Genomic DNA, 26,381 nt, shown 5'->3' on the forward strand with positions numbered 1-26,381 from the left:
GGCAGAGCAAGCTGGCGCGCATTGCGAATCCTCAATCCTGGCGGGTGTTTTCAGGGACTTTTGCTTTGAAGTTGACGAAATTCCTTTCAAAGGAGGGAGCCGTTGCCAACTTACTTTCGCAAAAAGGGCAGGGTTACCTCTGCAGGAATGGGGCAGACATAGGGCTTGCCTTCGCGGCGTTGAAGTAGTTCTTCCTTGGCGCGTTCCAGCAACTCGGGCTGGGCGAACAGTTCCACGGCGGTGGCTGTCAGAATTTTTGCGGCGTGCACCATGCCGGTGTGAGCCAGGCCGGACTGCCCTTGTGACACCATCTGCCAGGAGTGCAGCGGCGTGCCGAAAGCATAGCAGGCCACCCAGGCCTGAACCGTGGGCGTAATCCAGCTCACGTCGGCCACGTCGGTGGAGCCGAACATGATGTCTTTGGTGTTCGGGTCGTAGGGCGTCAGACCTTCGAAAATGGCCGGCACCTTGCCGCGCAGCACGCTCGCCAAAGGGCGGCTGACGGCATCGACATCGCTTTTGTCCAGCGTGGCCTGGAACTGGCCGGCAACAGCATGCGCCTGTGCATCGGCCTGCAACTGTCCCAGTGCCTGCATCTGCGCATGCATCACGCTGTTCAGCGTGCTGTTTTGCAGCAGATTGGAACAGGCCTTGTCGAAGATGATTTCGAGCTTGCAGTCCGTCATCAGCGCGGCGCCACGCGCCACGTTCTGAACGCGCTCATAGAGTTCGGTGGCTTCGTGGTTGCGTGCTGCCCGCACCAGATACAGCACTTCGGCGCGCGCCTGCACGACATTCGGTGACAGACCACCGCTATCGGTGACAGCGTAGTGCACGCGGGCGTCCGAGGGCATGTGCTCGCGCAAATAGTTCACCCCTACGTTCATCAGCTCCACTGCATCCAAGGCGCTGCGGCCCAGGTGGGGAGAGTGCGCGGCATGCGATGCCTTGCCGTGGAAGACAAACTTCGCCTGGATATTGGCCAGCGTACTCTGGCTGAACAGACCGGTGTAGCTGGCTGGGTGCCAGGTCAGTGCTGCATCCACATCATCGAACACACCGGCGCGGGCCATGAAGGTCTTGCCGGAGCCGCCTTCCTCGGCCGGACAGCCGTAATAGCGCACGCGTCCATTCGTTCCTGTGCTTTTCAGGTGTTGTTGCAGAGCAATAGCGGCAAAGTGCGCTGAAGTGCCCAGCAGATGATGGCCGCAGCCGTGGCCGGCCAGACCGGGGCTGTCGGTGGACGGGGTGCACACCAGTGCACCGCTTTGCTGGTTCAGGCCTGACAGGGCGTCGTATTCACCCAGCAAGGCAATGACCGGGCCGGTATCGCCCCATTCGGCCATGAAGGCGGTAGGGATGCCTGCCACATCGCGGGTGATGCGAAAGCCAGCCTGCTGCAGCGCATCGATGTGGAGCTGGACCGACGCGTTCTCGGCATAGCGCAGCTCGGCCAGAGACCAGATCTGGTCGGCCAGCGCCGTCATGCGCGGTGTCTCACGTTGAAAGAAATTCTGCAGGGCGCTCATCGCTTGCATGGCAAAAGTGTCCTTGAGCTGTGGTGAAGAAGATGGGGCATGAGTAAGCCGCCGGACGACTGCAGCGAGCGCCGGCCGCAGGGCAGGCTCTTATTCGGGCTTGACGCCGGCCTTGTCGAGCAGGGCCTTGTTGCGCTTGAGCTCGGCGGCGATCTGGGCCGGGAACTGGGAGGGTGCCGTCTCGGTCGCCGTAGCGCCCAGATTCTTCAGATGCTTTTGCACCTCGGGCAGGTGGACGGCTTTGACAGCCGCATCCTGCAACTGCTTCACGATGGGGGCTGGTGTGTTGCTGGGGACGACCAGTCCGAACCAGCTGATGCCCAGTTCGTTGAGTTCGTCGTAGCCCAGTTCCTTGAAGGTAGGCACATTGGGCAGGTCGGGCGAGCGGCCATGTGAGGCGACCACCACGGGCAGCAGCTTGCCGCCCTTGATCTGTGGCATTGCCGAGGGCAGCTGGTCGGTCATGATCTGAACCATGCCGGCCAGGGCGTCATTGAGTGCAGGGCCGTTGCCGCGATAGGGCACGATCTGGATCTGGGTCTTCATGGTTTCGTTGAACGAGGCGACCATCAGATGTCCCAGCGTTCCCAGTCCCGGTACTCCGGCGCTGTAGGTGCCGGGCTGTGCCTTGATCTTGGCGAGGAAGTCGTTGAAGTTGTTCACGCCCATCTTGGGGTGGGCCATATAGACCGAAGGCATGGTCACCAGATTGGCCACCAGAAGCAGCTTGCCTTCAATCTTGCTGGCGCGTTTGTAGAGCAGGGGGTTGATGGTGGCCGTGCTCACGGTAGCCATGCCAATGCTGTAGCCGTCCGGAGCTGCCTGGGCGATGGCCTCGCTGCCGATCAGCCCTCCAGCGCCGCCCTTGTTGTCCACGATCACCGGTTGTCCCAGCGTGGTGCGCATGCCTTCGGCAATCACGCGCGCCACGATGTCGGTGGAGCCGCCGGCGGCAAAAGGCACGATGAGCTTGACCGGCTTGCTTGGATAGGCGTCAGCGGCCAGCGCCTGCGATGCGGCCAGGGTCCACAAGGAGCTGGCAACCGCCAGCGAGAGCAGGCCGACGCGGCGAGTGAGGCCTTTTGTGCAGCAGCGAGTGCGTGAAGAGATGGGCATGGAGGGCTCCTGAAAGGTATCGGCCAATCCATGCCTACACCATCAGTGCTGTTCACGAATTTCTGCCGTCATGGAAATGAAATATAGAAATTTCGGAGCCTTGGCAGTACATGTTATTTGCGGTTAGCTATAAGCTTTGCCGATACCTTGGGTGCGCCTCTCCCTGTGGGGTGTGATTTTTACTGGTGAAAACCCTTATACCCCTCACAATCCTTGAGATCATTGATCACGTTTGCCATGGACAGTGCCTGGGACAGAGATGCCGCTCAAAATCGCTGGATCTGTTTGGGGGGCGTGTGTATTTTGTTCACGCTCGGTGACATCGGAGGTTTCGGCTTCTCAAGTTGATGACTTGAAAGCCACCGTCGAGGTGCTCTCAGCAGATTGCCTTGGCGGTGTGATCGAGCAGCGGCAATATTGCCTTGCCTGCGGCCGGCGCTGCTTGGCCGGCTTGGGCACGAGCAATCGCATCGAGCTTGAGTTCAGACTGTTCGCTGGTTGCCACAGCCGGACGCCGGCCGGGGCAGACTCTCGAATGAGGGCTGGGCAAAGCCTGGGACTGTTGGCGGCGTCGTGCCGTGTTGGGGCACAAGGGTTGTATTGTGTGCACAATGGTGGCTCCGCTCGGACGAGCGGCTCGCGCATTCCAAATGCTGCTTTATATTGATTCGCGTCGCAGACCATCCAAGAAGACCGCATGTCGATCAAATCCATTCTGAAATCCACCGTGGTGGCACTGACGATCGTGACCGGTGGGTCGCTTTTCGCACAGGGCACTCCCATCAATGCAGCGGCCTATGATGCTCTGGTTACCCAGGGGCCTGTGGCCGATGCGGCGACCATCGCATCAAGCACCTGGGCCAGCAAGATCAAACAGGCTGGCACGCTGCGCCTCGGCAGCACGCAAACCTCGAATCTTTTCTCGCTGCTCAATGAGAAAGACGGCAAGATCCGCGGCTTTGACCTGGGTCTGGCCCAGCTCATCACTCGCTATATTCTGGGCGACGCCTCGAAGTACCAGTTCACGCAGGTGACCTCGTCCACGCGTGAGCAGGTGCTTATCAATAATCAGGTGGACATGGTCTTCGCCACCTACTCCATCACTCCTGCTCGCGCCGAGAAGATCTCGTTTGCCGGCCCTTACTACACATCGCAGTCCGGCGTGCTGGTCAAGTCGAACAACAAGACGGTTCAGTCATACAACGACCTGGGCGGCAAGAAGGTGGCCACGCAAGCGGGCTCCACGGGGCCTGCGATATTGGCCCAGTATGCCCCCAAGGCTGTTGTGCAAGAGTTTCAGACACATCAGGAAGCCCTCGATGCACTGCGTCAGGGGCGCGTGGATGCCTACGTGACCGATTACACGCTGCTGCTCAATGCCCTGAGCCTTGGCACCAGCAACGCACGGCTGGCGGGTGCGCCATTCGGCGCGCAGGACCCCTATGGCGTTGGACTGCCCAAGGGCTCGGACGGCGTAGCATTTATCAATGCCTTCCTGAAGAAGCTGGAGGCTGACGGAACCTGGGCCAAACTTTGGACTATCTCCATAGGGCAGCGCACCGGTAGCACGACTGTTCCGACACCGCCCGCTCTGCCTTGAACGATGGGTGAGGTTTCCAGGCTCCTGGCCGACTATGGGCCTGCCTTCTGGCAGGCCCTCTTGCTGACTTGGAAGCTCACGGTGGTGTCCTTTGTGCCCGGGGTCATGCTGGGCACGGTCATCGCGGTGCTTAGGCTTATGCCATTGCCGCCGCTGCGCATGGCACTGACCGTCTACGTCGAGATCTTCCGCAATATTCCCAGCGTAGCGCTGCTGATCTTCATCGTTTTCGCGCTCCCCGATCTCAACATCGTGATTGACTATGAGCCCAGCGTGATCCTGACGCTGACGCTGGTCTGCTCCGCATTCACGGCGGACTATCTGCGCTCGGGGATCAACACCATTCCAGGTAGCCAGATTGAGGCTGCGCTCAGCCTGGGCATGCGGCCGCTGCAGATTGTTTCTGCCGTGGTCTTGCCACAGGCGCTGCGTTCGGTGGTGCAGCCGATGACTTCGCTGCTGATTGCATTGATGCTGTCGACCTCTCTGGCGTCGCAGTTGCCGTTTCCAGGCAGGGAGCTCACCGCGCTCGTATCCAAGATCGCCAACGATTCGGCGCTCGGCATTGCCGCGTTCGCCGTGGCCGCCACGATGTATGTTGCGACAGGCCTGCTCATCGCCTGGGCCGGCGCGGCTCTGGAAAAGAAAGTGCGGATACTGCGATGAGCCGTTCTCTGGAGGACTTTCTGTTTGCTGCGCCAGGCGCCCAGGTCCGGGCCGTCACCAACGCGGTGAGCTCGATCGCGGCAGCCGTGCTGCTTTTGCTGGCGGTGGCAATCGTGTTCCGCTTCCACTCGGCAGGGCAGCTCGATGCCCCGTATTGGGAATTCTTTGCCTGGCCGACGACCTGGAGCTTTCTTGCCAAAGGTCTGCTCGGCACGCTGGCGTCGTCGGCGATGGCCGCCGTCATTGCTCTGGCCCTCGGGCTGGTGCTGCTGCTGGGGCGGCTGTCGCGGCTGAGGCTGATGCGTTGGCCCAGCATTGCTGTCATCGAGTTCCTGCGCGGCACGCCGACGCTGCTGCTCATCTATGTTTGCTTTCTGGTGCTGCCATCGGTCGGGATCAAGCTGAGCACCTATTGGATGCTGACCTTGCCCATAGGCCTGAGTACCGCAGCCGTGGTTGCCGAGGTATACCGCGCTGGCGTGCTCGCCGTTCCGCGCGGCCAGACCGATGCTGCGCGAAGCCTGGGGTTGACCGAAGTCCAGGTCTTTTTCTCCATCGTCTTTCCTCAGGCCCTTCGCTACATTGTTCCGGCACTGGTTGCGCAACTGGTGATCGTGGTCAAGGACACCACCTTCGGCTATGTCGTCACCTATGGTGAACTCATGCAGAACGCCAAGGTGCTGATAGCGAACTACCACTCGCTGGTGCCTGTATACCTGGTCGTGGCGGCGCTTTACTGCCTTGTGAACTATGCGATCTCAAAGGCGAGTCAGCGACTAGGTAGGCCCATGCATTGATTACTCTTGGGAAGTTCACGGGTGGCTGGTACAGCCCTCTGTCATCAGCAATAGGGGCAATCGGGAGCGAGTGCATAGTCAGATGCGTGCACACTATCCGAATAACGGTCATTTCGATGCTCGATGCGAGTGGCTCGCTCTCGAACACCGGATATGTTCGCTGCCGGCATTGGCGAGAGGCTGCAACGAACTTTGCGGAAGCGATCGACACCCGTTGAAATCATGGCTGCTGACTCTTCTTTTTCTCAGATACAGGCCGGAGCAGGGGCTGCAAGCCCCGAGGGCCGCTTGCTCTTTTCCCGTATGGTCAAGCAGGTACGGCTGCGTCAGTTGCAGCTTTTGCTGGCTTTGCAGCAATGTGGCTCGGTCATGCAGGCGGCAGTGGAGCTGAGCATGAGTCAGTCAGCAGCTACCCAGGCCCTGGCCGAACTGGAGCGGGTGCTGGACATCAAGCTGTTCGAACGCCATGCGCGCGGCATGCGGCCCACAGTGGCAGGCCAGGCCTTGATCGATGCGGCACGCAGCATGCTGGTGGGATTGCAGGAAGTGTCCGAATCGCTGGCCTCCATCCGTCGCGGGGCTTCGGCAGCGTTACGCCTCGGGGCCATCCCGGCAGCTGCGCTTTCGGTGCTCTCCCAACTGCTACCACGCTTTTATGAGGCACACCCGCAGGTCTATGTGGATGTGCATGAGGACGCCAGCGCTCCTTTGCTGTCGCAGCTCATGGCTTCGGGTCTCGATGTGGTGTTCTGTCGCCAGCCCCAGCTTTTGCCGGCGGAGTTTTCCTTTGAGCCGCTGCTGCTGGATGCGGCCGTGGTGATTGCGGATGCCGGTCATCCGCTTGTCGGGCGGCGCGATGTGCCGCTGCCTGCCTTGAGGGGCGCGCGCTGGGTGCTGCCGAGCTTTGGCATCGCGGTGCGCAATATCGTGGAGACCGAGGTGCTGCCCGTGCTGGAGGATGCCTCCTGGTTTCCGGCCTCCACCGTGTCCCTGCCCGTGCTCGAGGGCCTGCTCACCCAGCCTGGGGCCGTATCGCTGGTGCCTCGCAGCATCCTGCCGGGACTGCGTTCCCAGGGGCGTGTGCGTGCGCTGGATGTGCGTATAGAGGGAGGTTTGCCGCCGCTGGGTGCGGTGTATCGCACAGACCATGCGCCAGCGCTGCTGCAGGAGATGCTCAGGCTCTGGCATCGGCTCGAGCTGCCTCATGCGGCAGCACCTGCGTCCGCATAGGCAGGCACTGGCAATCAAGCTGAACGTCCCGGACCATCGAGTCCTTGATGAGGTGAAGCACACCGCATGGTGATCCGGTGTACCTGCCAGGCGACTGATGCGCCTTGGCGGCCTTGGGTCAGGGTGCCGCAACCCTGCGCAGCAGGTAGATGTCCATGATCCAGCCATTTTGCTCGCGGGCCTGGGCGCGCCTTCTGGTGATGTCTGGCGCGATGTCGCAAAGCCGGCCATGCATGAGCAATTGCTGGGGCATGCCCAGATAGGCGCCCCAGTAGATGTCGACATCGGTGTCTTTCAGCTGTTCATAGCTGCGTTGGCCATCGAGCATCACGACCAGGGTATTCACCCCGGATGGCCAGCCGTTTTCGCGCAACTGGCGACCGGTGGTGATCAGAAAGGGCTCGCCGATGTCATTGAGTGCAATGCCGTGGGCACTGCACAGCACCTGCATGGATGTGATGCCGGGCACGACGCGTACCTGTTCGCGGGCCAGGCCCAGACGCGAGGCAATGCGCAGCGTGCTGTCGTAGAGGGCCGGGTCGCCCCAGACAAGCAGGGCCACACGCCCCGAGCGCTCAGGAAGACGGTCCTGAAGACTGACTTGCCAGCGCCGGGCAATGGCGTCGTGCCACTCATCCACCTGCTGGTCGTAGTCCGATCCCTGCTGACGGCGTTGCGGCATGTCGAAGTGAGCAATTCGGCGCTCGTCTACGGCCAGGCTTTGCAGCAGCGACAGGCGGACCTGGGCCAGCTCCGCCTTGCTGTCCTCCTTGTGTGGCAGCAGAACCAGGTCGGCGCTGCGAATCGCTTTCTCGGCTTCCCGGGTGAGGTGATCGGGGTTGCCGGTGCCGATGCCGATCAGGAATAGCTCCAGCATCAGGCGCCCTCGGTTCCGCACGGAAAACGCGGTTCGTCGCCGCGCGGCCGATAGCGGCGATCGTAGTCATTGGCATAGAGCCGGCTGCTGCCGAAATCCTGCTGGCTCAGTGTGGCCCCGACCAGAATCAGTGCGCTGCGCTGCAGCGGATTGGATTGGGCTGTGCTGGCGATATCTCCCACGCGGGTGCGCACCAATTGCTCGTCCGGCCATGAGGCGCGCCAGACAATGGCTGCAGGGCAATCGGGGCCGTAATGGCTGGTGAGTTCCTGCTGCACCTGCTCGGCCACATGGACCGACAGATGAATGGCCAGCACGGCGCCGGTCGCCGCGAAGGCGGCCAGGGTTTCGCCGTCGGGCATGCTCGACGCCCGGCCCGAGGTACGTGTCAGCACCACCGATTGGCAGGAGCCAGGCAAAGTCAGTTCCGCTTCCAGAGCAGCGGCCGCTGCGCTGAAAGCGGGGACACCCGGCGTGACGGTGTAGGGGATGTTCAGCTCGCGCAGGGCGCGCAACTGCTCACCCATGGCGGACCAGATGCTCAGGTCACCGGAATGCAGGCGGACAACATCCAGCCCTTGCTCATGTGCGGTCTGGATTTCTGCCACGATGTCTTCCAGCGACATGGGGGCGGTGTTGACGAGACGGGCACCCGCAGGGCAGTGCGCCAGCAACTCGCTGGGTACCAGCGAGCCTGCATATAGACACACAGGCGAGGCAGCCAGCAGATCACGCCCGCGAACGGTGATGAGGTCGGCCGCACCGGGGCCGGCTCCGATGAAATGAACGGTCAAGGCAAAACTCCAGGGATAAATGGTGTGGGCAGCGGCAAGCCGGCAATCGCCAGCGTCGCACGTCGGTCTGCCGAAACGGTGCGCAGCACCAGCAGTCGGCTATGGGCCAGGACGGTGCCGGCGTGCAGGGCCAGGGCTTCTGCAACGCTGCCCGTGGCAAAGCGCTGCTGCAATCTTGCGGAATGGGATGGTGTGGCGATATGAGCAATCGCGCTTTCTGCAAAGCTCTTCCAGTCGATATGGCCCGGAATCTGGCTCGCCCAATCCTGCAAGGCGCTCGCCGCTGAGGTCTGGCTCCTGCTGGCCAGGAAAGCAAAGGTCCAGCGGCAGGGCGCTGAATCAGCGCTCTCTAGCCTCTGCTGGGCCTGGGTCCAGCAGCTTTCGAATGATTGGGGCAGAGCGCCGGCCTGAAAGCCCCAGCCTGCGAACAAATATCTCATTGACTGCTCCAGACCCACTGCACCAGGGGGCGGGCCGGGGACCAGGAATGCATGCTGCCCAGGCTCTGTGCTTCGCTCCATTGCAGCTGATACAACTGGCCACCATGCGTGCGGTGCAGCTCCAGCAGCAGTGCCTGAGTGTGCAGCGCCACGGCATTCACCACCAGCCGCCAAGGTCCGGAAAGACGCATGTGCAGGGCATTGAACAGCTCCGCGCTGAAGCCACCGCCGACAAAAACGGCCTGAGGCTCTGGCTGCAGACGGGGCAGGGCTGCCAGGGCATGGTCGTGAACCACTTCGATCGCTGCCGCATAGCGCTCAGCGTTCTGCGCAATATTGGCCACACGCGCGGCGTGCTGCTCCACGCAGATGGCCTGACCGCCAGCCAGACACCACTCGATGGCGACCGAGCCCGAGCCCGCACCCAGATCCCAGAGCCACTCGCCTTGGCGCGGAGCCAGCGCAGCCAGCGTCATGGCCCGCACCGGGCTCTTGGTGATCTGCCCGTCATGTGCAAACTCACTGACGGGCCTGCCTGGTACCCTGGACAGACCTTTTTCGCCGCGCGCTTCGAAAGCCGCAGTCACAGGGGCCTTGGCTGGCTGGCTTGCCAACAGGGCGGCCAGTTCGCGCACCGTGCCGCTGCGTATGTCCTGCTGATTGCTGCCTGCCTGCTCCACCAGCCACAGCGGGCTGTCGCCCCAGCCCTGTTGCTGCAGCCATTGAGCCAGAGTGTGAGCGGCCGTTCCATCACGCAACAGGCAGATAAAGCGCTCTTGAGGCGCCAGCAGAGGCGTCAGGCTGCTCAGGCTGCGGGCATGAAGGCCCAGACAATGGGTGCGCTCCTGGGACCAGCCCAGCTCGCCTGCAACCCAGGAAAATGTCGAGGCTTGAGGGTAGTTGCGCCACTCGCCCAGTTCCAGGCGTCTGGCCAGCGATGCACCGGCACCGAAGTGAAACGGATCGCCGGACACCAGCACGGCCACGCCTTGCTGTCCGCGCAGTTGCAGCACGGGCTCGACGCTGAAGGGGATCGGCCACGCTCTGCCACGCGCTCCTGCCTGCGCCAGCGCCAGATGACGCGGACTGCCGAACACAACACTGGCATCATCCAGGGCTTGTCGCGCTGCGGGGCTCAGGCCTTCCAGCCCTGACGGATGAATTCCGATAATTGAAAGCCACGGATTGGCCATGACCCAAGTTCTCCTGTTAGGCGGCACTTTCGATGCCTATATGTTGTCCACGCTGCTGCATGAGGCCGGGGTGCAAGCCATCTATTCCTATGCCGGAGCCACCCAGACGCGCCGTACTCCGGCTTTGCCGGTGCGTGTAGGCGGCTTTGGCGGCGTGCAGGGGCTGGTCGATTACCTGAGTGCGCATCACATCACCCATGTCATCGACGCCACCCACCCGTTCGCGGCACAGATGAGTGCCAATGCCATCGCGGCCTGTGCCCAACTGGATCTGCCCTTGCTGTCCATGGAGCGGCCAGCCTGGCAGGCACAGCCCGGCGATCAATGGCGGCATGTGCCGGATATGGCGGCTGCCGCCAAGATCCTGAGCCCCATGCTCAAGCGGGTGTTTCTGGCCATAGGGCGCAAGCAGCTGGCGGCGTTTGCGGGCCTGGCCGGCGAGCACCAGTTTGTGCTGCGCGTCATCGACCGGGAAGGCGGCGCCTTGCCTTTGCCGGCATCCAGCTATGAGCTGATCGTGGCGCGCGGTCCGTTTCGGCTCGCCGACGAACTGGTGCTGCTCGGGCAGTACCGCATCGACTGCATCGTCAGCAAGAACGCCGGTGGCGCAGATACCTATGCCAAGATCGAGGCCGCGCGGCAGCTGGGTATTCCGGTCATCATGGTCGACAGGCCTGTGCTGGCGCCGCGCGCCCAGTGCCAATGCCCGCAGCAGGCCATGGAGTGGCTGCGCCGGCAGTGCTGCTGAGCAGCTGTACCCGGCAAGGCCTTGTGTGCGCTCAGGCATGGTCTGTCACGGCAGAGGTAGCGCTGCTGCTTGTCTCATAGCTGCGCGGGGTATAGACATGCTTGCCCACCTGGCGGGTCTGGCTGTTGCCCACGATCACCACCGTGCGCATATCGGCCATATCGGCTTGTGCATCCAGCAGCCGCACGATCTGCAGCGTTTCATCGGGGCGACTGACGTTGCGGGCAAAGCAGATCAGGCGCTCGGGCTCGCACTCCTGCTGCAGCACCTGCAGTGCCCGGGAAAAGCCTTGCGGGCGTGACCGAGAGCAGGGGTTGTAGAACGCCATGGCGAAATCGGCCTGGGCGGCCAGACGGATGCGGCGCTCGATGATGCTGGCGGGTTTGAGGTTGTCGGACAGGTTGATGGTGCAGAAGTCATGTCCCAAGGGGGCGCCCAGACGCGCTGCCGCGGCCAGCATGGCGGTGATGCCCGGCTGCACCTGAACGTCCACGCTCTGCCAGCGGGCATGCTCCTCGGGGCTGGCCTGCTCCAGCGTCTCGAACACGGCACTGGCCATGGCGAATACGCCCGGGTCGCCCGACGAGAGCATCAGCACCTTGCGGCCCTGGGCTGCAAGATTCAAGGCATTGCGCGCACGCTCCAGCTCCTCGCGGTTGTCGCTGGCGTGCAGTTGCAGATGTTCCAGACCCTGCAGCCGCGCCACATAGGGAAAGTAGCCGAATGCATCGCTGGCGCTGGCAATGCTTTCGCGCACCTGCTGCGTCAGCAGGGCATCATCGCCCGGGCCCAGGCCCAGCACTAGGAGTTGTGGAGGCATTGTGGTCGTGCTCATGACAGCGCGATCACATGTCGTTTGCCGGGCGGCGGCCCTGGCCGTGCACGACGATGATGGCGAAATAGGGGCAGCGCTCGGGTGCATCGCGCAGCGGCATGACCTGCTGATCGCTCATGGTGCCGTTGATGACCAGCCAGGCGCGCTCCAGCTTGCCTTGCTCGTCCAGCAGTGCACGGATGCGGCCCAGATGCCGTCCCACCTTCATGATGACCAGTGCGTCCGAGCGCGCCATATGCTCGCGCAGCGGCGTATCGGGCAGGGTCGCGGGCAGCACGCTCATCACATCGTCGCCCCAGGTCATGGGAATGCCGGTGGCATGCCAGCAGCCCACCATGCCGGGTATGCCGGGCAGCACCTCCACCGTCACCTGTTCCGCCTGGCGCAGGCGCACATAGAGATGCATGAAGGAGCCGTAGAAGAATGGATCGCCTTCGCAGAGCACGATCACATCCTCGCTGCGCGTCAGCTCCGTCAGCCGGGCCTGCCAGTCCTGATAGAAGCTGGACAGCTGGGCGATGTAGCGCGGGTCGTCGTGCGGAATCTCCGTGGTCAGGGGGTACTCCATCGGGTACTCCGTGACCTCGGCATGCAGAAGGCCATTGACCAGTTGCCGCGCCTTGCCCGGGTGACCGCGCTTGCGGAAGTAGGCCACATGACGGGCGTTTCTCAGCAAGCGGTCGGCCTTCACGCTCATCATGTCGGGATCGCCGGGACCCAGTCCCACGCAGAAGATTTTTCCGTGATTCATGGTGACTCTTCCTACTCCACCGTGGTTGCCAGTGCGTTGATGGCGGCAACCGTGATGGCGGATCCGCCGAGGCGTCCTTGCACGATGGCAAACGGAATCTGCCCCCATTCGCGCAGCGCGTCCTTGGACTCCGCAGCTCCCACAAAGCCGACCGGGCAGCCGACGATGGCGGCCGGGCGCGGACAGCCCGGGTCCTGCAGCATATGGAGCAGATGAAACAGGGCCGTCGGCGCATTGCCTATGGCGACCACGGCGCCGTCCAGATGCTCGCGCCACAGCTCCAGCGCAGCGGCGCTGCGGGTGTTGCCCATGTCGGCTGCCAGCGCTGGCACACGCGGGTCTTGCAGGGTGCAGATGATGGGGTTCCGGGCCGACAGGCGCTTGCGCGTGATCCCCTCGCTGACCATGCGTGCATCGCAGAGCACGGGTGCTCCGCGCTGCAGCGCGGCTTCCGCTGCTTCGGCAAAGGTCGGGGAGAAATGGATATGTGCGGCCAGTTCCACCATGCCGGCCGCGTGAATCATGCGGCAGGCGACCCGCTCTTCCACGGGGTTGAAGCGCTTGAGATCGGCCTCTCGGCGGATGATGCTGAACGATTGCCGGTAAATCTCTTCACCGCACTTTTCATAGTTGTAGGTCATTGAGTTGTTGCTGTATCTCGTGAGGATCGGAGTTCAGAGGCCGATAGGGAATGGATGCCCGGGCCGACGGCTGCGCTTCGGCGGGGCTGGCGTGGAGCCATATCTGGCCCGTTGTGTCCTGGCTGGCAAACACCACACTTGTCGCATCGGCAGGCAGGGCACAGAGCTTGGCGCAGCCGCTGATATGAAGATGCCGGTCCGCCGCCTGTGAGCTGGCGAATTGCAAGGCCATGGGCTGGGCCGGGATATGGGCCTGAGGGCAGTTGGGGGCACCGGTGCAGGCCGAGACCCGCAGGCGCACATCCGCAGACTGGCTGATCCAGTCCCTGGCATCGAGCCTGGCAGGCAGTGAATCCAGGTGCTTGTTCGGCAGCAGCAAGGATTTCCAGGGCGTGACCCGGATCTCCGCTTGTTCGGGCATGAGAGCCGCCAGCTTCTGTATGGCCCATGCGTCCAGGCGTCCCAAGGGGGCGCCGAGCAGCAGGCCGTGAGGATTGAGCGCTCCGGGCCGCAACGGCCTGGCAGCGCTCCTGTCCGGAGTGCGGGGCTCAAGGTGATGACTGGCCTTGGCGAGTCCGCAGGCATGAAGGTCGATAGGCTTGGCAAGGCCGCGCAATCGGCCTGCCGCCTGCGCACTGCGCTCGCGGGCAAACCACAGGGCAATCTGTATGGCTGCCTGCACGGCAGCCGGTGCAGTCTCAAAGCCATACCAGTCTTCCGATTGGCCCAGGGCAAGTCCATAGCCTCCATCGGCGCAGGCCCATAGTTGAAGGTCGGAGCTCAGGCTTCGGAGATGGCACTGCGGATCGTCGACCAGCATGTCGAATTTGCCGGGCAGGGCCGGCATGTTCTGCTGTTGCAGGGCCAGGGGACTGAGGTCACGCGCAGTTGCACCGCAAAGCGCCAGAGCCAGTGCATGGGTGCGATCTCCTCTTGTATAGAACGGAGTGCAATGCACGGCAGGCGCCAGATCTGCCTGCTCATCGGCAGGGGCCAGCCTGGAAACAACGAGCGCTGCGCGCAAGGCAGGCAGAGCCGATTCGTGCACGCCGCGCAATTGCAGATTGCCGAGGCGGGTCAACTCGATCTGGCCCGCGGCATGGGTTCGTGCGAGTTCGGCCAGTACCAGCCACTGAGCGGCGGTGAGAGACGCACAGCGAGGTCGCACGCGCACGATCCAGCCGTCCTGTGCCTGCATGGGCTTCCAGGTGCTGGGACACCAGCCACGAATCTGGATGGGCTCAGGGCTGGACAAGCTCTGCTCCACACAGTGCGGTCAGCGCGCCGCCGACCCACAGGGACAAATCTGAATGGCAAATTCCATGCAACATAGGTCATTCACGGTCGGTTTGGCCGAAACCCGGGCCAGACAAACAAAATGTGCAGAGGGAAAATGAAGAGGTGATGAGCCGCGCGCAGGCACGGACATATCACAAGCCACATGCAATCCCGCTGCGTCTTGTACACATCAGGCCGGTCTCCGGACTTACAGAGCCCACCTGAGGGTGGCATATCGATGCGCCTTCCCGCTTTCGCAGTGGCTGCCATGGCCGTGGGCCAGAGCTTGCATCTCCATATCTCTGATTACCGTTGCGGGTGCAGTGCAGGATTGATGGGAGAACTCCATCCACCTGCTTCTCGTTTCACCTCCGCGTGCAAAAGCACGCCATGAGGCACCTGTGGTGGCGCGATCTTACGCGATAACCTGATGCACCCGGCCCAATTCATCGGCTTGGCAGTAGCTCTCCTGCTGTCTGTACGGTGACCGTATATCGATCAGGCGAGCAGGCGGGCCGCAGTGATGCCCTGTTTGATGATTATCAAAATAGATGGCTATTGGCGCTTGTCTGTTAGAGGGTCGGGGTCATTTATTGGGCGAATTTCAGCGGCAGTCGCAGGGTGTCCGGCCAGACCTTTGCCAGTCGCTCGGCGCCGCCAAACAGACGTCTGCTCTGGCCCGCAGCGGTTTCACAGTCCACCAGAATCTGTGTCAAGGCAGGTACGGGACCGCGCTCCAGCTGCAGCACATCGGGGCTGCGGAAGTCGCTGATCAGCCACAGGCAGGACGGTTGCCGGGAGTGTCTGGCCGCCATCTGCCAGCCTGCCTGCAGGGCCTGGGTCAGCGGCGTGCCGCCACCGCCGCGCAGCGGCTCGATCAGATCGGCATTCCAGCGTGGCGCCCTCGCGGGCTCCAGCAGCCAGTGCAGCCGACCTGCGCCGAAGCAGAGCAGGGCCACGGATTCGCGCTGCAGATAGGCCCGGCGCAGCCACTGCAGCAGCAGACCCTTGGCCTGGGCAAACGCACCGCTCTCCACCATGGAGGCCGAGCAGTCCAGCAGGAACAGGTGTTGCCTGGGTACAGCTCCCTCCGGCTGGCGCCAGCGCAGATGTGCGGAGGCCAGCGGCTGACCTTGGCGCTGGCGCAGGGTAGCAGTCCAGTCAATCGATGCCCCTGGCATCTTGAGGATGCTGGGTGCGGCGTGGCTGGCCAGGGCCAGGCCATGGTTTTCTGAGCCGACTTGCCTCCGGCCGGCGCTCAGCGCAGCGGACCGGAGGCTCGGGCTTTTTTTGCGGCCAGGGCCTCCAGGGCTGCCTGCGCCATGGCGTCGGCCTGTTGAGCCTCAAATGCGACGCTGCTCACGGCCCGAGCTTGCCCCCAGCCGGGAGGCGGCTGTTCGAGGCCCGGACCTGTGTCTTGAGGCAAGGAGCTGGTGGCGCCGGGCTCGCCGATGGCCGGCGAATGGGATGCTGGCACCTGGGTACCAGGCTCTACGCGGTCTTTGCTGTCCTTGCCGGATTGGGCTGCGGGCGCGGCTGGCGGTGTGCTGGCCGGTGTCTGCCGGGGCTGACTGGCGCTGCCCGGGTCTGGCTGGGCAGCGCGATGCTGCAGCACCAGTGGCGCGACTTCGGCCACATGTGCGGGCGTGATGCTCTGACTGCCTTGCCAGGCCGCCAGGGCGCGTGCAGCGCGCAGCATGACCAGGTCGGCCCGCAGCCCGTCGACCTGGGCAGCAATGCACTGCAGGGCCACGGCCTCGTGGACGTCATCACTCCATGCCAGCTCCGAGGCATTGCGACAACGGCTGCGGGCCTGCGCCAGCCTTTGGCGAATCTCCTGTTGCTCGGTTGCATGAGATCGGGCAAAGCCCTGGGGGTCCTGATCAAAGCGCAGCCTGGCCCTGACAATGCTGCTGCGCAGTTGCGGATCATTGGCATTGTCCAGTTGCACGCACAGGCCCAGCCGGTCCAGCAACTGTGGTCGCAGCATGCCTTCTTCGGGGTTCATGGTGCCGATCAGCACAAAGCGCGCGGCATGGCTGTGCGAGATGCCGTCGCGCTCTATGCGATTGATGCCGGAGGCCGCCACATCAAGCAACACATCGACGATGGCATCGGGCAGCAGATTGATTTCATCGACATAGAGCACGCCATCGTGCGCCTTGGCGATCAGACCCGGAGCGAAGTCCACTTCGTGGCCTGAGAGCGCCTTGGACAAGTCCAGACTGCCGGTCACATGTTCGATGGAGGCACCTAGCGGCAGGGTGACGAAAGGCGCAGGTGCCAGCAGATCCGCCAGCGCACGTGCTGCCGTGGACTTTGCCGTGCCGCGCGGACCTCGAATCAGCACGCCGCCCAGCTGGGGCTCGATAGCGGCCAGCAACAGGGCCTGTACCAGGGTGGGCTGTCCCTGTATGGCAGAGAGTGGGAATACGGGGGTCAGATCGTGGTTCGGGCTCATTGGGAAACCTGTCCTTCCATGAATTCTTCGTGCTCCAGCATCTGGGCCAGCAGGCTCTGGTGATGTTCGCCGGGCTGCTCCCACATGCCGCGGTCTATGGCTTCCAGCAGGCGCGAGACGATATCGCCCAGCGCCTGTGGATTGTGCTGGCGCAGAAACTGGCGCACGTTCTCATCCTCCACATAGGCCTGGGTGACCATGGCGTAATGCTGGTCCGAAACCAGCGCGGTGGTGGCATCGAAGCCGAACAGATAGTCCACCGTGGCCGCCATTTCGAAGGCGCCCTTGTAGCCGTGGCGCATGGCGCCCGCAATCCACTTGGGGTTGGTGACGCGGGCGCGCACCACGCGGCCGATCTCCTCGGCCAGGGAGCGAATCCTGGCAGACTGAGGATTGCCATGGTCGCCATGGTAGATGGCAGGGTCGCTGCCGCCCAGATGGCGCACGGCTGCTACCATCCCGCCCTGATGCTGGTAGTACTCGCTGGAGTCCAGCAGGTCATGCTCGCGGCTGTCCTGGTTCTGCAGCACCACATCGAGTGCCTGCAGACGCCGCTCCAGCGCGGCGCGGGCCGGCACGCCATCGGCCTGCTGGCCGTAGGCGTAGGCTCCCCAGTGCAGATAGTGGCGTGCAAAGTCGCCCGCGTCGGTCCACTGGCCGGTACGCAGCATCTCATGCATGCTGGCTCCATAGCTGCCGGTGGGCGCACCGAAAACGTGCCACAGCGCCTGTTCGCGGGCCGCGTCGGCGCTCAGGCCCTGGTCCATTGCGGTTTGCGTGTCACGCAGCATGCGGGCGCGGATAGGGTTGTCCTCGGCGTCCTCATCGAGTTCGGCCACGGCACGTACTGCGGCATCGAACATCTGCACGACATTGGGAAAGGCATCGCGGAAAAAACCGCTGATGCGCAGCGTCACGTCGACACGCGGGCGACGCAGCCCCACGGCGGGAATGACTTCAAAGTCGGTCACGCGCTGGCTGCCGGCCGCCCATTTGGGGCGAACCCCGATCAGGGCAAAGGCCTGGGCGATATCGTCACCCCCGGTACGCATGGTGGCCGTTCCCCAGACGGAAAGACCGATGGCCTGCGGATATTCGCCATGTTCCTGCAGATAGCGCTCCAGCACGCGCTGAGCGGACTGTTGTCCCAGCGCCCAGGCGGTCTGGGTGGGGATGGCGCGGGTGTCCACGGTGTAGAAGTTGCGCCCTGTGGGCAAGGTGTCGCAGCGCCCGCGCGAGGGCGAGCCGCTGGGCCCGGGCGGCACAAAGCGCCCTTGCAGTGCACGCGAGAACTGCCGCAGCTCCTGCGGGCCGCAGGCGTCCAGTGACGGTGCAATCTGCTGCTCTATGCGTCTGAGCACCTCCTGGGTGTGCGGCCAGTCGCGGGCCAGCTCGGGCCGGGCAATGACCTGCAGGGCCAGCAACTCGAGCCGCTCGCGCGTATCGCCGCCGTGGCGCCAACTGCCGGCATCCTGCTGCTGCAGCTCGGCCGGGCGCGGGCCGTTCCAGGGGGCTGCGGCGTCCATGTCCAGGGGGTTCCAGTCCATGGCCGGCAGCAGGTCGGCTGCCAGTGCGCTGAGCAGGCCCTGCTCGCTGCCGGCATTGCCGGGATAGCGCGCCAGTGAGACCAGGGTGGATTCACGCAACTGACCTTGGGGGGAGCGGCCGAAGATATGCAGGCCATCGCGGATCTGGGTTTCCTTGAGTTCGCACAGATAGGCATCGATGCGCTCCAGCAGTTGCTCGTCGGCATCGGGCTGCGCGTCCGCCGCTTCGAGGCCGAGTTCGCGCAGCAGATCCTGGCGTCTGGCGCAGTCCAGAATCTGCTTGCGCAACAGGCCGGAGCGGCGCAGATCGACCAGCAAGGCTTCGTAGTATTCGTCCACCAGGCGTTCCAGCTCCTGCATGGGGCCGTGATTCTCGGCGCGCGTGAGCGGCGGCATCAGATGGTCGATGATGACAGCCTGGCTGCGGCGCTTTGCCTGTGCTCCCTCACCGGGGTCGTTGACGATGAAAGGATAGATATGCGGCAGCGGGCCGAGGATGGCATCGGGCCAGCATTGCTGCGACAGTGCGAGGCTCTTGCCTGGCAGCCATTCCAGATTGCCGTGCTTGCCCACATGGACCATGGCGTCCACGCCGAACACATCGCGCAGCCAGAAGTAGAACGCCAGGTAGTGATGGGGCGGCACCAGCTCGGCGTCGTGATAGCTGGTGTAGTCATTGCGTCCATCGAGCGTGCGCGCGGGTTGTATGCCCACGAAGACATGGCCCAGCTGCAGGCCGGCAATCATGAACCAGCCATCGCGCAGCATGGGGTCCTGCTCGGGTGCACCCCAGCGCTCGGCTATGGCCTGGGCCATATCGCCGGGCAGCTTTGCCAGGCGCTGTTGATAGGCCTGCAGCGAATAGCCCTGGCTCGCGGGACGCAGAGGCCATTTTTTGGGGTCGTTGGCAATGCCTTGCTGCAGCAGGCCCATCAGAGCCAGACCGGAGTCGGGTCGCGCAGCGGCATCGCCCAGCTGCCAGCCATCAACTGACAGCTGATCCAGCAGGGCGATCACGGATTCCGGCGTATCGAGGCCCACGCCGCTGCCCATGCGCGCCTCGCTGCCCGGGTAGTTGGCCAGTATCAGCGCGGCTTTCTTCTGCGCTGCGGGCTTGCTGCGCAGACGACACCAGCGCCAGGCCAGCTCGGCAATCCAGGCAATGCGGTCGGGCTCGGCCTGGTAGCTGATCACGTCGGCTTGCGTCAGCTCGCAGCGATGAGCCAGGCCCTTGAAGCTCATGGCGCGCGTCATGATGCGGCCATCCATTTCGGGCAGCACCACCTGCATGGCAATGTCGCGCGGGCGCAGGCCCTGGCTGTCGGCCAACCAGTCTTCGCGGTTGCTGCCGCTGGCAATCACCTGCAGCACCGGGATGTCGCCCGCCAGCGCGTCGGCCACTTCACCCGTGCGCGCATGCTCTCCCAGTGCGGCAAATGCCGTGGTGTTGAGGATGATCTGCACCTGGTGGGCGATGCACAGGGAGCGCAGCGTCTGCAGACACAGCCCGTCCTTGAGCGACTCCAGAGCCAGCGGCAGTGGGTTCAGGCCGCGCGCGAGCAGGGCGTTAGCCATGGCATCGAAGGCCTCGGTATTGGCCGCCAGCAGATGCGAGCGGTAGAACACCAACATGGCGACGGGGGCGCCGGGCTGCCAGCGTGCCTGCAGGTCGTCGAGGCCCGCAAGATGCCCGGCATCGTCAGCCAGCCAGCTTTGTGGCACATGCACGGCCACGGGGGGCAGAACCCGCACGGGCGCGCCCTCGCGGCCCTGGTTCAGGCCCCAGGCTGCCGCCATGCGCAGGAACTCGCGCGCATTGCCCAGGCCGCCAGCGCGCAGATATTGCCACAGCGCGCGGCTTTGCTCGGGCTCCAGCGTTCCCTTGGCCAGCAGCTCCGGGTCTTCCTGGTTGTCGCCCGAGAACATGGCCAGCTTCTGGCCCTTGCGGCGCGCCAGCTTTTGCAGCTGCTCGATGCCGTAGGGCCAGGTGGACTCGGCTCCCAGGTGGTCGACGATGACCAGCCTGGCATGCTGCAGCACCTCGTCGATATACAGATCGAGCGAGGCGCTCTGGCGCAGATGCAGCAGATTGGCGAGCCGCAGCGTGGGCACGGACCCAGTGGCCTGGGGCTCGGCCTGCAGCCACATCCGGTAGGCATCGGCCAGCAGCGACAGCGTGGTGTCGGCGGAACTGAGCACCACCATATCGGCAGGCGTCTGGTCCAGACGGGTGATGATGCTGTCGTCTTCGACAAAGCCGCCAGGGCGGGAGCTGAGCAGGTGCATGATTCAAAAAGATAGCTTTATCCGCTTGCCAGTAAAGCGATTGAGGCTGATTTTGCTTGGATTCATGCCTGTGCGCCCAGCAAGGCCTGGCGCAGCACGGCGGCGTCCAGCTGCTTGCCGATGAACACCAGGCGCGTGGCTGCAGCTTCGCCCTCGGCCCAGGCACGGTCGAAATAGGCATCGAAGCGGCGACCCACGCCTTGCACCAGCAGACGCATCTTCTTGCCCGGCAGAGCGGCAAAGCCCTTGACGCGCAGCACGCCATGTTGCTCCACGATGGACTGCAGGGCCTGCATCAGGCGCTCGCGGTCCACGGCACCCAGGTCGAGGTGCAGGGAGTCGAAGGCATCGTGGTCGTGGTCTTCGTCATGGTCGTGGTGGCTGTGCTTGTCGTCGATCGACAGCTCGGCGGCGCGATGCTGGCCCAGCAGCACGTTCAGCGGCACCTGGCCCTGCACGGCTTCGATCATCTTCACGCTGGCCGGTACTTCTTCTGCCACCAGGGCACGGACCTGGCCGAGCTGTTCGGCCGTGACCAGATCGGCCTTGGACAGCACCACCAGGTCGGCGGCCGAGAGCTGGTCTTCGAACAGCTCATGCAGGCTGGCGTCATGGTCCAGATTGGGGTCGGCCTGACGCTGTTCATCGACGGCATGCGGATCATGGGCGAACTGGCCGGCAGCCGCAGCGGGCGTGTCGACCACGGTGACCACGGAATCGACGGTGAAGACATTGGCAATGTCGGGCCACTGGAAGGCCTGGACCAGGGGCTTGGGCAGGGCCAGACCACTGGTTTCGATCAGCAGCACATCAATGTCGGCGCGGCGTTCGGCCAGGGCCTTCATGACGGGGAAGAACTCTTCCTGCACGGTGCAGCACATGCAGCCGTTGGCCAGCTCGTAGATTTGTCCATCGGCACCGCCTTCTTCCTTGCAGCCTATGGCGCAGGTCTTGAGGATTTCGCCGTCAATGCCCAGTTCGCCAAACTCGTTGACGATGACGGCCACGCGCAGACCCCTGGCCTGTTCCAGGATATGGCGCATGAGCGTGGTCTTGCCGCTGCCGAGAAAGCCGGTGACGATGGTGGCGGGGATCTTGGTGGTTTGCATGGATCTATCTCCGGTAGAGGAAAGCAAGAGAAATCAGGGGCGCTTCAAGGCGACCGGCCCGTGGACATGGCGTTCCGCATTGACGCGGTCATGCAGCACATGGCCCGTGAGAGTGGCCAGCATGCTGTCGGCATCCATGGGACCGTACCAGACGCCATCGGGGTAGACGATCATCAGCGGACCATGGTTGCAGGGGTACTGGCAGCCGGTCTGCAGCGGCTGCAGCTGGCTTTTCAGTCCCGGGGTTTCGCGTATCGTGCGCGTCAGCGTGGGCCATAGCTGCAGCGCTCCCTTGGCAGCGCAGCGCGGGCCCACGCACCACAGCACATGATGGCGGTGCTCGGGCACCAGCGACCAGCCTTTGGGGTCGTGCTCCCATGGATCGTCGCCCAGCACCTCGGGCACATCGGGCTGGCGCAGTGCTTCTTCCACGGACCGCGCCAGTAGCTCGGTCAGCCCGGGCAGCTGCAACAGCGGCTGACCAAAAACCAGGCGCGGTGAGGGCTGTGAGGAATCACGTGCTGCACGCCAGCGCATGATGAGCTTGTGCAGCCAGCGGCGCAGCGACGCCTCGTCGGGCACCATCACGGGCAGGATCAGGATGGTCCATGAGGTGGCGCACAGGTCCAGCGCCTCGTTCAGCGTGGGCTGGGCGCGGTCCACATAGGCGGTGCTCACCTGCTGCACAGGCTTGCCCGCAGCAGTCATGGCCGTTTCCAGCCGTGCGGCCAGGTCGTTCAGCTCTGTCAGGCCCGCGCTATATGCGCCGCCACGGCTGAGCAGGATGATGGACAGCGACGTCGTCGCCGCTGTCTGTGCGTCTGCGAGCTGTTGCATGGCAAGGGATGCCTTCACGGCAGCTCTCCTGCAGAAAACTCCACGCGCTGAACGCTGATCTTGCGCTCGGGGTGCAAGGCGGCTGCCAGGCGCTGCGCGGCTTCGATATTGCGCGGGCCGGGCGTGGCCTCGGCATAGCTCATCACGAAGAACCGGCGATTGCGAATGGCGGAAACCGCTTCAAGCTCCTTTTTTTGCAGCAGGAAGTCGATCTTGCCCTGAGCATCGGGCTGGCCGTAGTCAATGATCACGATCCACTCGGGGTCGCGCTCGATCACGTCTTCCCAGTTGCCGCGCTGCCAGTTCTGGCTCAGGTCTGCAAAGATATTGCTGGCACCGGCTTCGTCCAGCATGGCTTGCGGCATGCCGAAGTGGCCGACGGTGACGGGAATCTCCTGGCCGCTGTCGTAGACAAAGACGCGCGGCGCCGTGCGATTGCCTTGCATCTGCTGGCGCAGCAGGGCCTGGGAGGCCCGCAGCTTGTCTATGCGTGGCTGGGTCTGCTGGAGGACGCCAAATATGCGGCTGATGTTCTCCATGTCCAGCAATGCATCGTCCAGTGCGATGCGCTCGCGCTTTTGCACGCGGATGCAGGACTCGGACAGCACATAGGAGGCGATGCCGTGGCTGGCCAGGCGCTCCGGGGTCACTGCACCTTGGCGAAAGCCATAGCTCCAGCCGCCAAAGACAAAGTCGGCTTCGGCGCCCAGCAATACCTCCAGATTCAGGCCCTGGGATGAAAGATCGGGCAGGCGCTGCAGCCAGGGCTTGAGCTGGGGGCTGATCTCCTTGCTGGAGGGGATGCCCGAGTAGCCGACCAGGCGCCGGCCCAGGCCCAGATAGAGAAAGCTCTCGGTGATGTTGACGTCGTGGGTGACGGCGCGCTGGGGAACCTTGTCATAGCGCACGGTCTGCCCACACACCGGCAACTCCAGCGCTGGCCGATGCTGGCGCGTCGATACTGCAACCGCCTGCGGCTCGGGTGCTTTGTCGCAACCGGCCAGCAGCAGCGAGGCGGCCAGCAGCGCCGAGGCGCAGGGGCGATTCAAGCCAAGAGCTTGCATGGCAACAGGCCTGCGCAGCATCAGAAGCGCATCACAGCGGACAGCTCCACGCTGCGGCCGCGCCCCAGCAACCATTGATTGCTGCTTTGGGCCGATGTGGCGTAGAGGCGGTTGGTCAGGTTGCGGCCCACCAGACGCAGCGTGGTGCGCGGGTTCATATCCCAGCTCAGCACGGCATCGGTCACTACATAAGAGGGCAGGCGGGTGGTGTTGGCGTTGTCGGAAAAGCGGTCGCCCACGTAGCGCAGGCCCAGCGAAGCCTGCCATGGGCCGGTGCGGTAGTGGCCCCAGAGGTTGGCCGTCACGCGCGGCACGTTGCTGGGGCGGTTGCCTGTACGGTCCACCCCCTTGCTGCCTTCGAGCAGACGATCGAACTTTGCATCCACATAGGACAGATTGCCTTCGAAGCGCAGTGTCTTGCTGGCATGGATGAGGCCGGTCAGCTCCAGCCCCCTGGACGACTGCTTGCCGCCCTGAACCGATAGTGCCGGACGATCGGGGTCGCGGGTGATGATGTCGTCCTTGACGATGCGATAGGCCGCCACGGTCCATTCGCCACGCCCATTGGCCAGCTGCTGCTTGTAGCCGACTTCGATCTGGCGGCCCTGGCTGAGGCTGAAACCCGATTGCGACTGGGCAATCGACAGCAGGCTGGTGACGGGGTCATGGCCGGTGCTGGTCTGCACATAGGCGCTGCTGAGTGCATCGAACTTGTGAGTCAGGCCCAGGCGCCAGGAGGTGCCGTTCAGCGGCTTGTCAAAACCCGATCCGTCCTGAATATTGTTGCGCGAGAAGGCATACCAGTCGCGGCGCATGCCGGCCATCAGCAGCCACTGTTCGCTGATCTTCCAGGCATCTTCGAGATACAGCGCATTCTGGCGGATGCTGGAGTTCATGCGCGGCAGATAGGCGTCGGGGCTGTCCCAGTAGCCATGCTGCGGCTCGAAGGCCGAAACCGTGGACTGACCGGTGTAGGGCGAGTTGCTGCTGCTGGTGAACTGGGCGTTGGAGATGTCCCAGCCCATGGCGATCTGGTGGCTGGCGGCCTTGAGGTCTAGCCCCATGCGATTGCCCGTCTGCTGCACATCGTGGCCGATTTCCAGATAGTCGGATCGCCCCACCTGGCCAGTGGCCGGCTGGTAGTCGTAAGCCTCGATATTCTTCCAGTGGCGATCGGACCTGAAGTGATAGAGCTCGTTGCGAACTGTCAGCGTGTCACTGGCACGCCATTGGGCCTTGGCGCGAAAACGCTGGTCCTTGAACTGATCGATGGCATCGAGCACGTTGTAATTCTTTTTGCGCAACTCCCTGACGATCTGCCCGTCGACCACGGGTGTGCCGAAATAGCGCTCGGGCTTTTGCTGGCTGATGTCGGCGCTCAGGTCCACGGTCAGATCGCTGCGCGGCGTCCAGCGCAGTGCGCTCATCAGCTTGCCGCTGCTGGCCTTGCCCAGCTCGCGCTCGCCGTCGGTGCGGTCGCCATAGGCATCGAGCCGGTAGCTCAGGGTCTCGCCCAGTGCGCCACTGGCGCCGATGCCGGCGTAGGCCCTGCCGTGGCTGCCTGCTCCCAGCAGCACTTCGGTGGAGCGCTCGCGGCTGGGCTGCTTGCGGATGGCGTTCATGGTGGCACCTGTGGTGCCACTGCCATACATCAGCGATGCGGGGCCGCGCAGCACTTCGATGCGCTCATAGCCCCAGCTGTCGCCCGGATAGTTGACGGTGCCCGAGGCCACGCCCAGCATGATGCCGTCCTCGGCAATGCCGATGGAGTTCACTCCACTGAAGCCGCGACTTGAAAAAGACAGCCCGCCATTGCCAGGGGCGCCCGATGCGCTCAGGCCTACGGTGCGGGTGACGGCGTCGGAGACCCGGTAGTCAGCACGCTCGTCGATCTGCAGCGAAGACACGCCGCTGACACTGGCAGGAAGGTCCAGCACGGGTACATCCACATGGGACGCCGTGGTTGCCGGCTGGCTGGTCTGCAGCTCATGCGAGGGCAGACGGTTTTCCCGCACTGTGACTTCGGGCAGGGACTGCTGGGCCATGCCGACGGCGGGACAGAGCAAAAGCAGCTTGAGTGCGGTGCTGCCTAGATGGCGCAGCTGAGGCTTGGAGTTGAGGGCGGAATGAAGAGCAGCAGAGGTTTGTGGATGAGAGCACATATCACGAGGCCGAAACTGCCTGAAGGGATAGCTGTGCCGCAGACAGGTCCGCCTTTTTCAGGCATGACGCAATCCACTTTCTGGCCGCTATCCGCACCCCGCAGACAGTTTTCGTAAAGACCGCCCAGAGGGGCGGAGTTGAGTCATCGGCAGGCCGGTCTCCGGGCTCACAGGCAATTCATTGCTGAACTCACGACTCGCCTTCCCGGAAGATGCAGACCGTCGCGAGGCGAGGGGCCGGATCATGTCCAGTGGCTGCAAGCGCCGATGCGCTCGCATGAGTGTGTTGACCTGTTTACCGTTGCGGGGGCAGCCAAGGCTTCCTGAGCTTGCGATCAGACCTTGTTCCCGTTTCACTCGCTTCAAGCGAGCACCTTCCGAAACGAAGCGCCATCAAGGCGCCGCGAGAGT

The 26,381-nt window shown here is 63.7% G+C and carries 23 protein-coding genes and 2 riboswitches; of the genes, 5 read left to right on the top strand and 18 right to left on the bottom strand.

The features are described from left to right. Positions 1-110 precede the first annotated feature (110 nt). The 3 genes from NOX35_RS10970 to NOX35_RS10980 all read right to left on the bottom strand — a co-directional run bounded on the left by NOX35_RS10970 (position 111) and on the right by NOX35_RS10980 (position 3,159). Positions 111-1,538: a M20 family metallopeptidase gene (locus NOX35_RS10970; RefSeq protein ID WP_256496618.1), complete on the bottom strand. Its 1,428-nt coding sequence runs from the start codon at positions 1,536-1,538 to the stop codon at positions 111-113. Positions 1,539-1,628: 90 nt separating this feature from the next. Further along, positions 1,629-2,654, bottom strand: coding sequence for a tripartite tricarboxylate transporter substrate binding protein BugE (locus NOX35_RS10975; protein ID WP_256496619.1), 1,026 nt, complete (start codon positions 2,652-2,654; stop codon positions 1,629-1,631). Positions 2,655-3,030: 376 nt separating this feature from the next. Next, positions 3,031-3,159, bottom strand: a complete 129-nt coding sequence (locus NOX35_RS10980; RefSeq protein ID WP_256496620.1) for a hypothetical protein — start codon at positions 3,157-3,159, stop codon at positions 3,031-3,033. A 192-nt stretch (positions 3,160-3,351) separates the two neighbouring features. Here NOX35_RS10980 and NOX35_RS10985 point away from each other — a divergent pair, with 192 nt between their 5' ends. The 4 genes from NOX35_RS10985 (at position 3,352) to NOX35_RS11000 (ending at position 6,947) form a co-directional block, all read left to right on the top strand. After that, entirely contained in the window at positions 3,352-4,254 is a 903-nt protein-coding gene (locus NOX35_RS10985) for a glutamate ABC transporter substrate-binding protein (RefSeq protein WP_182286688.1), read from the top strand. 3 nt (positions 4,255-4,257) lie between these two features. Further along, on the top strand, positions 4,258-4,920 hold the full coding sequence (locus NOX35_RS10990) for an amino acid ABC transporter permease (RefSeq protein ID WP_182286689.1): 663 nt from the start codon (positions 4,258-4,260) through the stop codon (positions 4,918-4,920). Then, the gene (locus NOX35_RS10995) at positions 4,917-5,717 is read left to right on the top strand and encodes an amino acid ABC transporter permease (RefSeq protein WP_256496621.1); all 801 of its coding nucleotides are present in this window, start codon (positions 4,917-4,919) and stop codon (positions 5,715-5,717) included. Before NOX35_RS10990 ends, NOX35_RS10995 begins: the two co-directional genes overlap by 4 nt. 222 nt (positions 5,718-5,939) lie before the next feature. After that, positions 5,940-6,947, top strand: coding sequence for a LysR family transcriptional regulator (locus NOX35_RS11000; protein ID WP_182286691.1), 1,008 nt, complete (start codon positions 5,940-5,942; stop codon positions 6,945-6,947). A gap of 118 nt (positions 6,948-7,065) precedes the next feature. Here NOX35_RS11000 and cobF read toward each other — a convergent pair whose 3' ends face one another. The 4 genes from cobF to cbiT are packed head-to-tail and all read right to left on the bottom strand — an operon-like array spanning position 7,066 to position 10,251. Next, positions 7,066-7,824, bottom strand: coding sequence for a precorrin-6A synthase (deacetylating) (gene cobF / locus NOX35_RS11005; RefSeq protein WP_182286692.1), 759 nt, complete (start codon positions 7,822-7,824; stop codon positions 7,066-7,068). Next, on the bottom strand, positions 7,824-8,618 hold the full coding sequence (gene cobM, locus NOX35_RS11010) for a precorrin-4 C(11)-methyltransferase (protein WP_182286693.1): 795 nt from the start codon (positions 8,616-8,618) through the stop codon (positions 7,824-7,826). Before cobM ends, cobF begins: the two co-directional genes overlap by 1 nt. Beyond that, a complete protein-coding gene (locus tag NOX35_RS11015) occupies positions 8,615-9,058 on the bottom strand; it encodes a cobalamin biosynthesis protein (protein ID WP_182286694.1) in 444 nt (147 codons plus the stop codon). Before NOX35_RS11015 ends, cobM begins: the two co-directional genes overlap by 4 nt. After that, positions 9,055-10,251, bottom strand: a complete 1,197-nt coding sequence (gene cbiT / locus NOX35_RS11020) for a precorrin-6Y C5,15-methyltransferase (decarboxylating) subunit CbiT (RefSeq protein WP_182286695.1) — start codon at positions 10,249-10,251, stop codon at positions 9,055-9,057. Before cbiT ends, NOX35_RS11015 begins: the two co-directional genes overlap by 4 nt. Between cbiT and NOX35_RS11025 the strand changes: the two genes are divergently transcribed. Then, a complete protein-coding gene (locus tag NOX35_RS11025; protein ID WP_198424713.1) occupies positions 10,244-10,999 on the top strand; it encodes a cobalt-precorrin-6A reductase in 756 nt (251 codons plus the stop codon). The two genes, cbiT and NOX35_RS11025, sit on opposite strands and share 8 nt — an antisense overlap. A 31-nt stretch (positions 11,000-11,030) precedes the next feature. Here NOX35_RS11025 and cobJ read toward each other — a convergent pair whose 3' ends face one another. From cobJ to NOX35_RS11080, 11 genes are all read right to left on the bottom strand, one after another. Next, on the bottom strand, positions 11,031-11,819 hold the full coding sequence (gene cobJ, locus NOX35_RS11030) for a precorrin-3B C(17)-methyltransferase (protein ID WP_182286697.1): 789 nt from the start codon (positions 11,817-11,819) through the stop codon (positions 11,031-11,033). Between the two features lie 25 nt (positions 11,820-11,844). Next, positions 11,845-12,585, bottom strand: coding sequence for a precorrin-2 C(20)-methyltransferase (gene cobI, locus NOX35_RS11035; RefSeq protein ID WP_256496622.1), 741 nt, complete (start codon positions 12,583-12,585; stop codon positions 11,845-11,847). Between the two features lie 11 nt (positions 12,586-12,596). Next, positions 12,597-13,226, bottom strand: a complete 630-nt coding sequence (locus NOX35_RS11040) for a precorrin-8X methylmutase (protein ID WP_182286699.1) — start codon at positions 13,224-13,226, stop codon at positions 12,597-12,599. Further along, positions 13,210-14,481 carry a nitrite reductase gene (locus NOX35_RS11045; RefSeq protein ID WP_256496623.1) on the bottom strand — a complete coding sequence of 424 codons (1,272 nt, stop codon included), beginning with the start codon at positions 14,479-14,481 and terminating at the stop codon, positions 13,210-13,212. The genes NOX35_RS11040 and NOX35_RS11045 overlap by 17 nt, the downstream gene beginning before the upstream one ends. Positions 14,482-14,679: 198 nt before the next feature. Next, positions 14,680-14,922: riboswitch (cobalamin riboswitch) on the bottom strand. Between the two features lie 172 nt (positions 14,923-15,094). Continuing rightward, a complete protein-coding gene (locus NOX35_RS11050; RefSeq protein ID WP_182286700.1) occupies positions 15,095-15,685 on the bottom strand; it encodes a VWA domain-containing protein in 591 nt (196 codons plus the stop codon). A gap of 77 nt (positions 15,686-15,762) precedes the next feature. Beyond that, entirely contained in the window at positions 15,763-16,965 is a 1,203-nt protein-coding gene (locus tag NOX35_RS11055; RefSeq protein WP_256496624.1) for an ATP-binding protein, read from the bottom strand. After that, on the bottom strand, positions 16,962-20,798 hold the full coding sequence (gene cobN, locus NOX35_RS11060) for a cobaltochelatase subunit CobN (protein ID WP_256496625.1): 3,837 nt from the start codon (positions 20,796-20,798) through the stop codon (positions 16,962-16,964). The genes NOX35_RS11055 and cobN overlap by 4 nt, the downstream gene beginning before the upstream one ends. 62 nt (positions 20,799-20,860) lie before the next feature. After that, complete coding sequence (cobW, locus tag NOX35_RS11065; protein WP_256496626.1) at positions 20,861-21,907, bottom strand: cobalamin biosynthesis protein CobW; 1,047 nt, start codon at positions 21,905-21,907, stop codon at positions 20,861-20,863. Between the two features lie 33 nt (positions 21,908-21,940). Next, entirely contained in the window at positions 21,941-22,762 is an 822-nt protein-coding gene (locus NOX35_RS11070; RefSeq protein ID WP_256496627.1) for a (2Fe-2S) ferredoxin domain-containing protein, read from the bottom strand. Next, complete coding sequence (locus NOX35_RS11075; protein ID WP_342760611.1) at positions 22,759-23,829, bottom strand: ABC transporter substrate-binding protein; 1,071 nt, start codon at positions 23,827-23,829, stop codon at positions 22,759-22,761. Before NOX35_RS11075 ends, NOX35_RS11070 begins: the two co-directional genes overlap by 4 nt. Continuing rightward, positions 23,829-25,853 (bottom strand): TonB-dependent siderophore receptor, encoded by a 2,025-nt coding sequence (locus NOX35_RS11080; RefSeq protein ID WP_256496629.1) that lies wholly within the window; start codon positions 25,851-25,853, stop codon positions 23,829-23,831. The genes NOX35_RS11075 and NOX35_RS11080 overlap by 1 nt, the downstream gene beginning before the upstream one ends. Positions 25,854-26,104: 251 nt before the next feature. After that, positions 26,105-26,363, bottom strand: a riboswitch (cobalamin riboswitch). Positions 26,364-26,381: the final 18 nt, after the last annotated feature.

The sequence above is a fragment of the Comamonas sp. C11 genome (assembly GCF_024496285.1).
GTDB classification, from domain to species: Bacteria; Pseudomonadota; Gammaproteobacteria; order Burkholderiales; family Burkholderiaceae_C; genus Comamonas; species Comamonas testosteroni_F.

Excerpts from the sequence above, each read along its gene's own strand:
- NOX35_RS10970 (WP_256496618.1), bottom strand. The coding sequence starts at position 1,538 with ATGCAAGCGATGAGCGCCCTGCAGAATTTCTTTCAACGTGAGACACCG.
- NOX35_RS10975 (WP_256496619.1), bottom strand. The coding sequence starts at position 2,654 with ATGCCCATCTCTTCACGCACTCGCTGCTGCACAAAAGGCCTCACTCGC.
- NOX35_RS10985 (WP_182286688.1), top strand. The coding sequence starts at position 3,352 with ATGTCGATCAAATCCATTCTGAAATCCACCGTGGTGGCACTGACGATC.
- NOX35_RS10990 (WP_182286689.1), top strand. The coding sequence starts at position 4,258 with ATGGGTGAGGTTTCCAGGCTCCTGGCCGACTATGGGCCTGCCTTCTGG.
- NOX35_RS10995 (WP_256496621.1), top strand. The coding sequence starts at position 4,917 with ATGAGCCGTTCTCTGGAGGACTTTCTGTTTGCTGCGCCAGGCGCCCAG.
- NOX35_RS11000 (WP_182286691.1), top strand. The coding sequence starts at position 5,940 with ATGGCTGCTGACTCTTCTTTTTCTCAGATACAGGCCGGAGCAGGGGCT.
- cobF (WP_182286692.1), bottom strand. The coding sequence starts at position 7,824 with ATGCTGGAGCTATTCCTGATCGGCATCGGCACCGGCAACCCCGATCAC.
- NOX35_RS11015 (WP_182286694.1), bottom strand. The coding sequence starts at position 9,058 with ATGAGATATTTGTTCGCAGGCTGGGGCTTTCAGGCCGGCGCTCTGCCC.
- cbiT (WP_182286695.1), bottom strand. The coding sequence starts at position 10,251 with ATGGCCAATCCGTGGCTTTCAATTATCGGAATTCATCCGTCAGGGCTG.
- cobJ (WP_182286697.1), bottom strand. The coding sequence starts at position 11,819 with ATGCCTCCACAACTCCTAGTGCTGGGCCTGGGCCCGGGCGATGATGCC.
- cobI (WP_256496622.1), bottom strand. The coding sequence starts at position 12,585 with ATGAATCACGGAAAAATCTTCTGCGTGGGACTGGGTCCCGGCGATCCC.
- NOX35_RS11040 (WP_182286699.1), bottom strand. The coding sequence starts at position 13,226 with ATGACCTACAACTATGAAAAGTGCGGTGAAGAGATTTACCGGCAATCG.
- NOX35_RS11050 (WP_182286700.1), bottom strand. The coding sequence starts at position 15,685 with ATGCCAGGGGCATCGATTGACTGGACTGCTACCCTGCGCCAGCGCCAA.
- NOX35_RS11055 (WP_256496624.1), bottom strand. The coding sequence starts at position 16,965 with ATGAGCCCGAACCACGATCTGACCCCCGTATTCCCACTCTCTGCCATA.
- cobN (WP_256496625.1), bottom strand. The coding sequence starts at position 20,798 with ATGCACCTGCTCAGCTCCCGCCCTGGCGGCTTTGTCGAAGACGACAGC.
- cobW (WP_256496626.1), bottom strand. The coding sequence starts at position 21,907 with ATGCAAACCACCAAGATCCCCGCCACCATCGTCACCGGCTTTCTCGGC.
- NOX35_RS11075 (WP_342760611.1), bottom strand. The coding sequence starts at position 23,829 with ATGCTGCGCAGGCCTGTTGCCATGCAAGCTCTTGGCTTGAATCGCCCC.
- NOX35_RS11080 (WP_256496629.1), bottom strand. The coding sequence starts at position 25,853 with ATGGCCCAGCAGTCCCTGCCCGAAGTCACAGTGCGGGAAAACCGTCTG.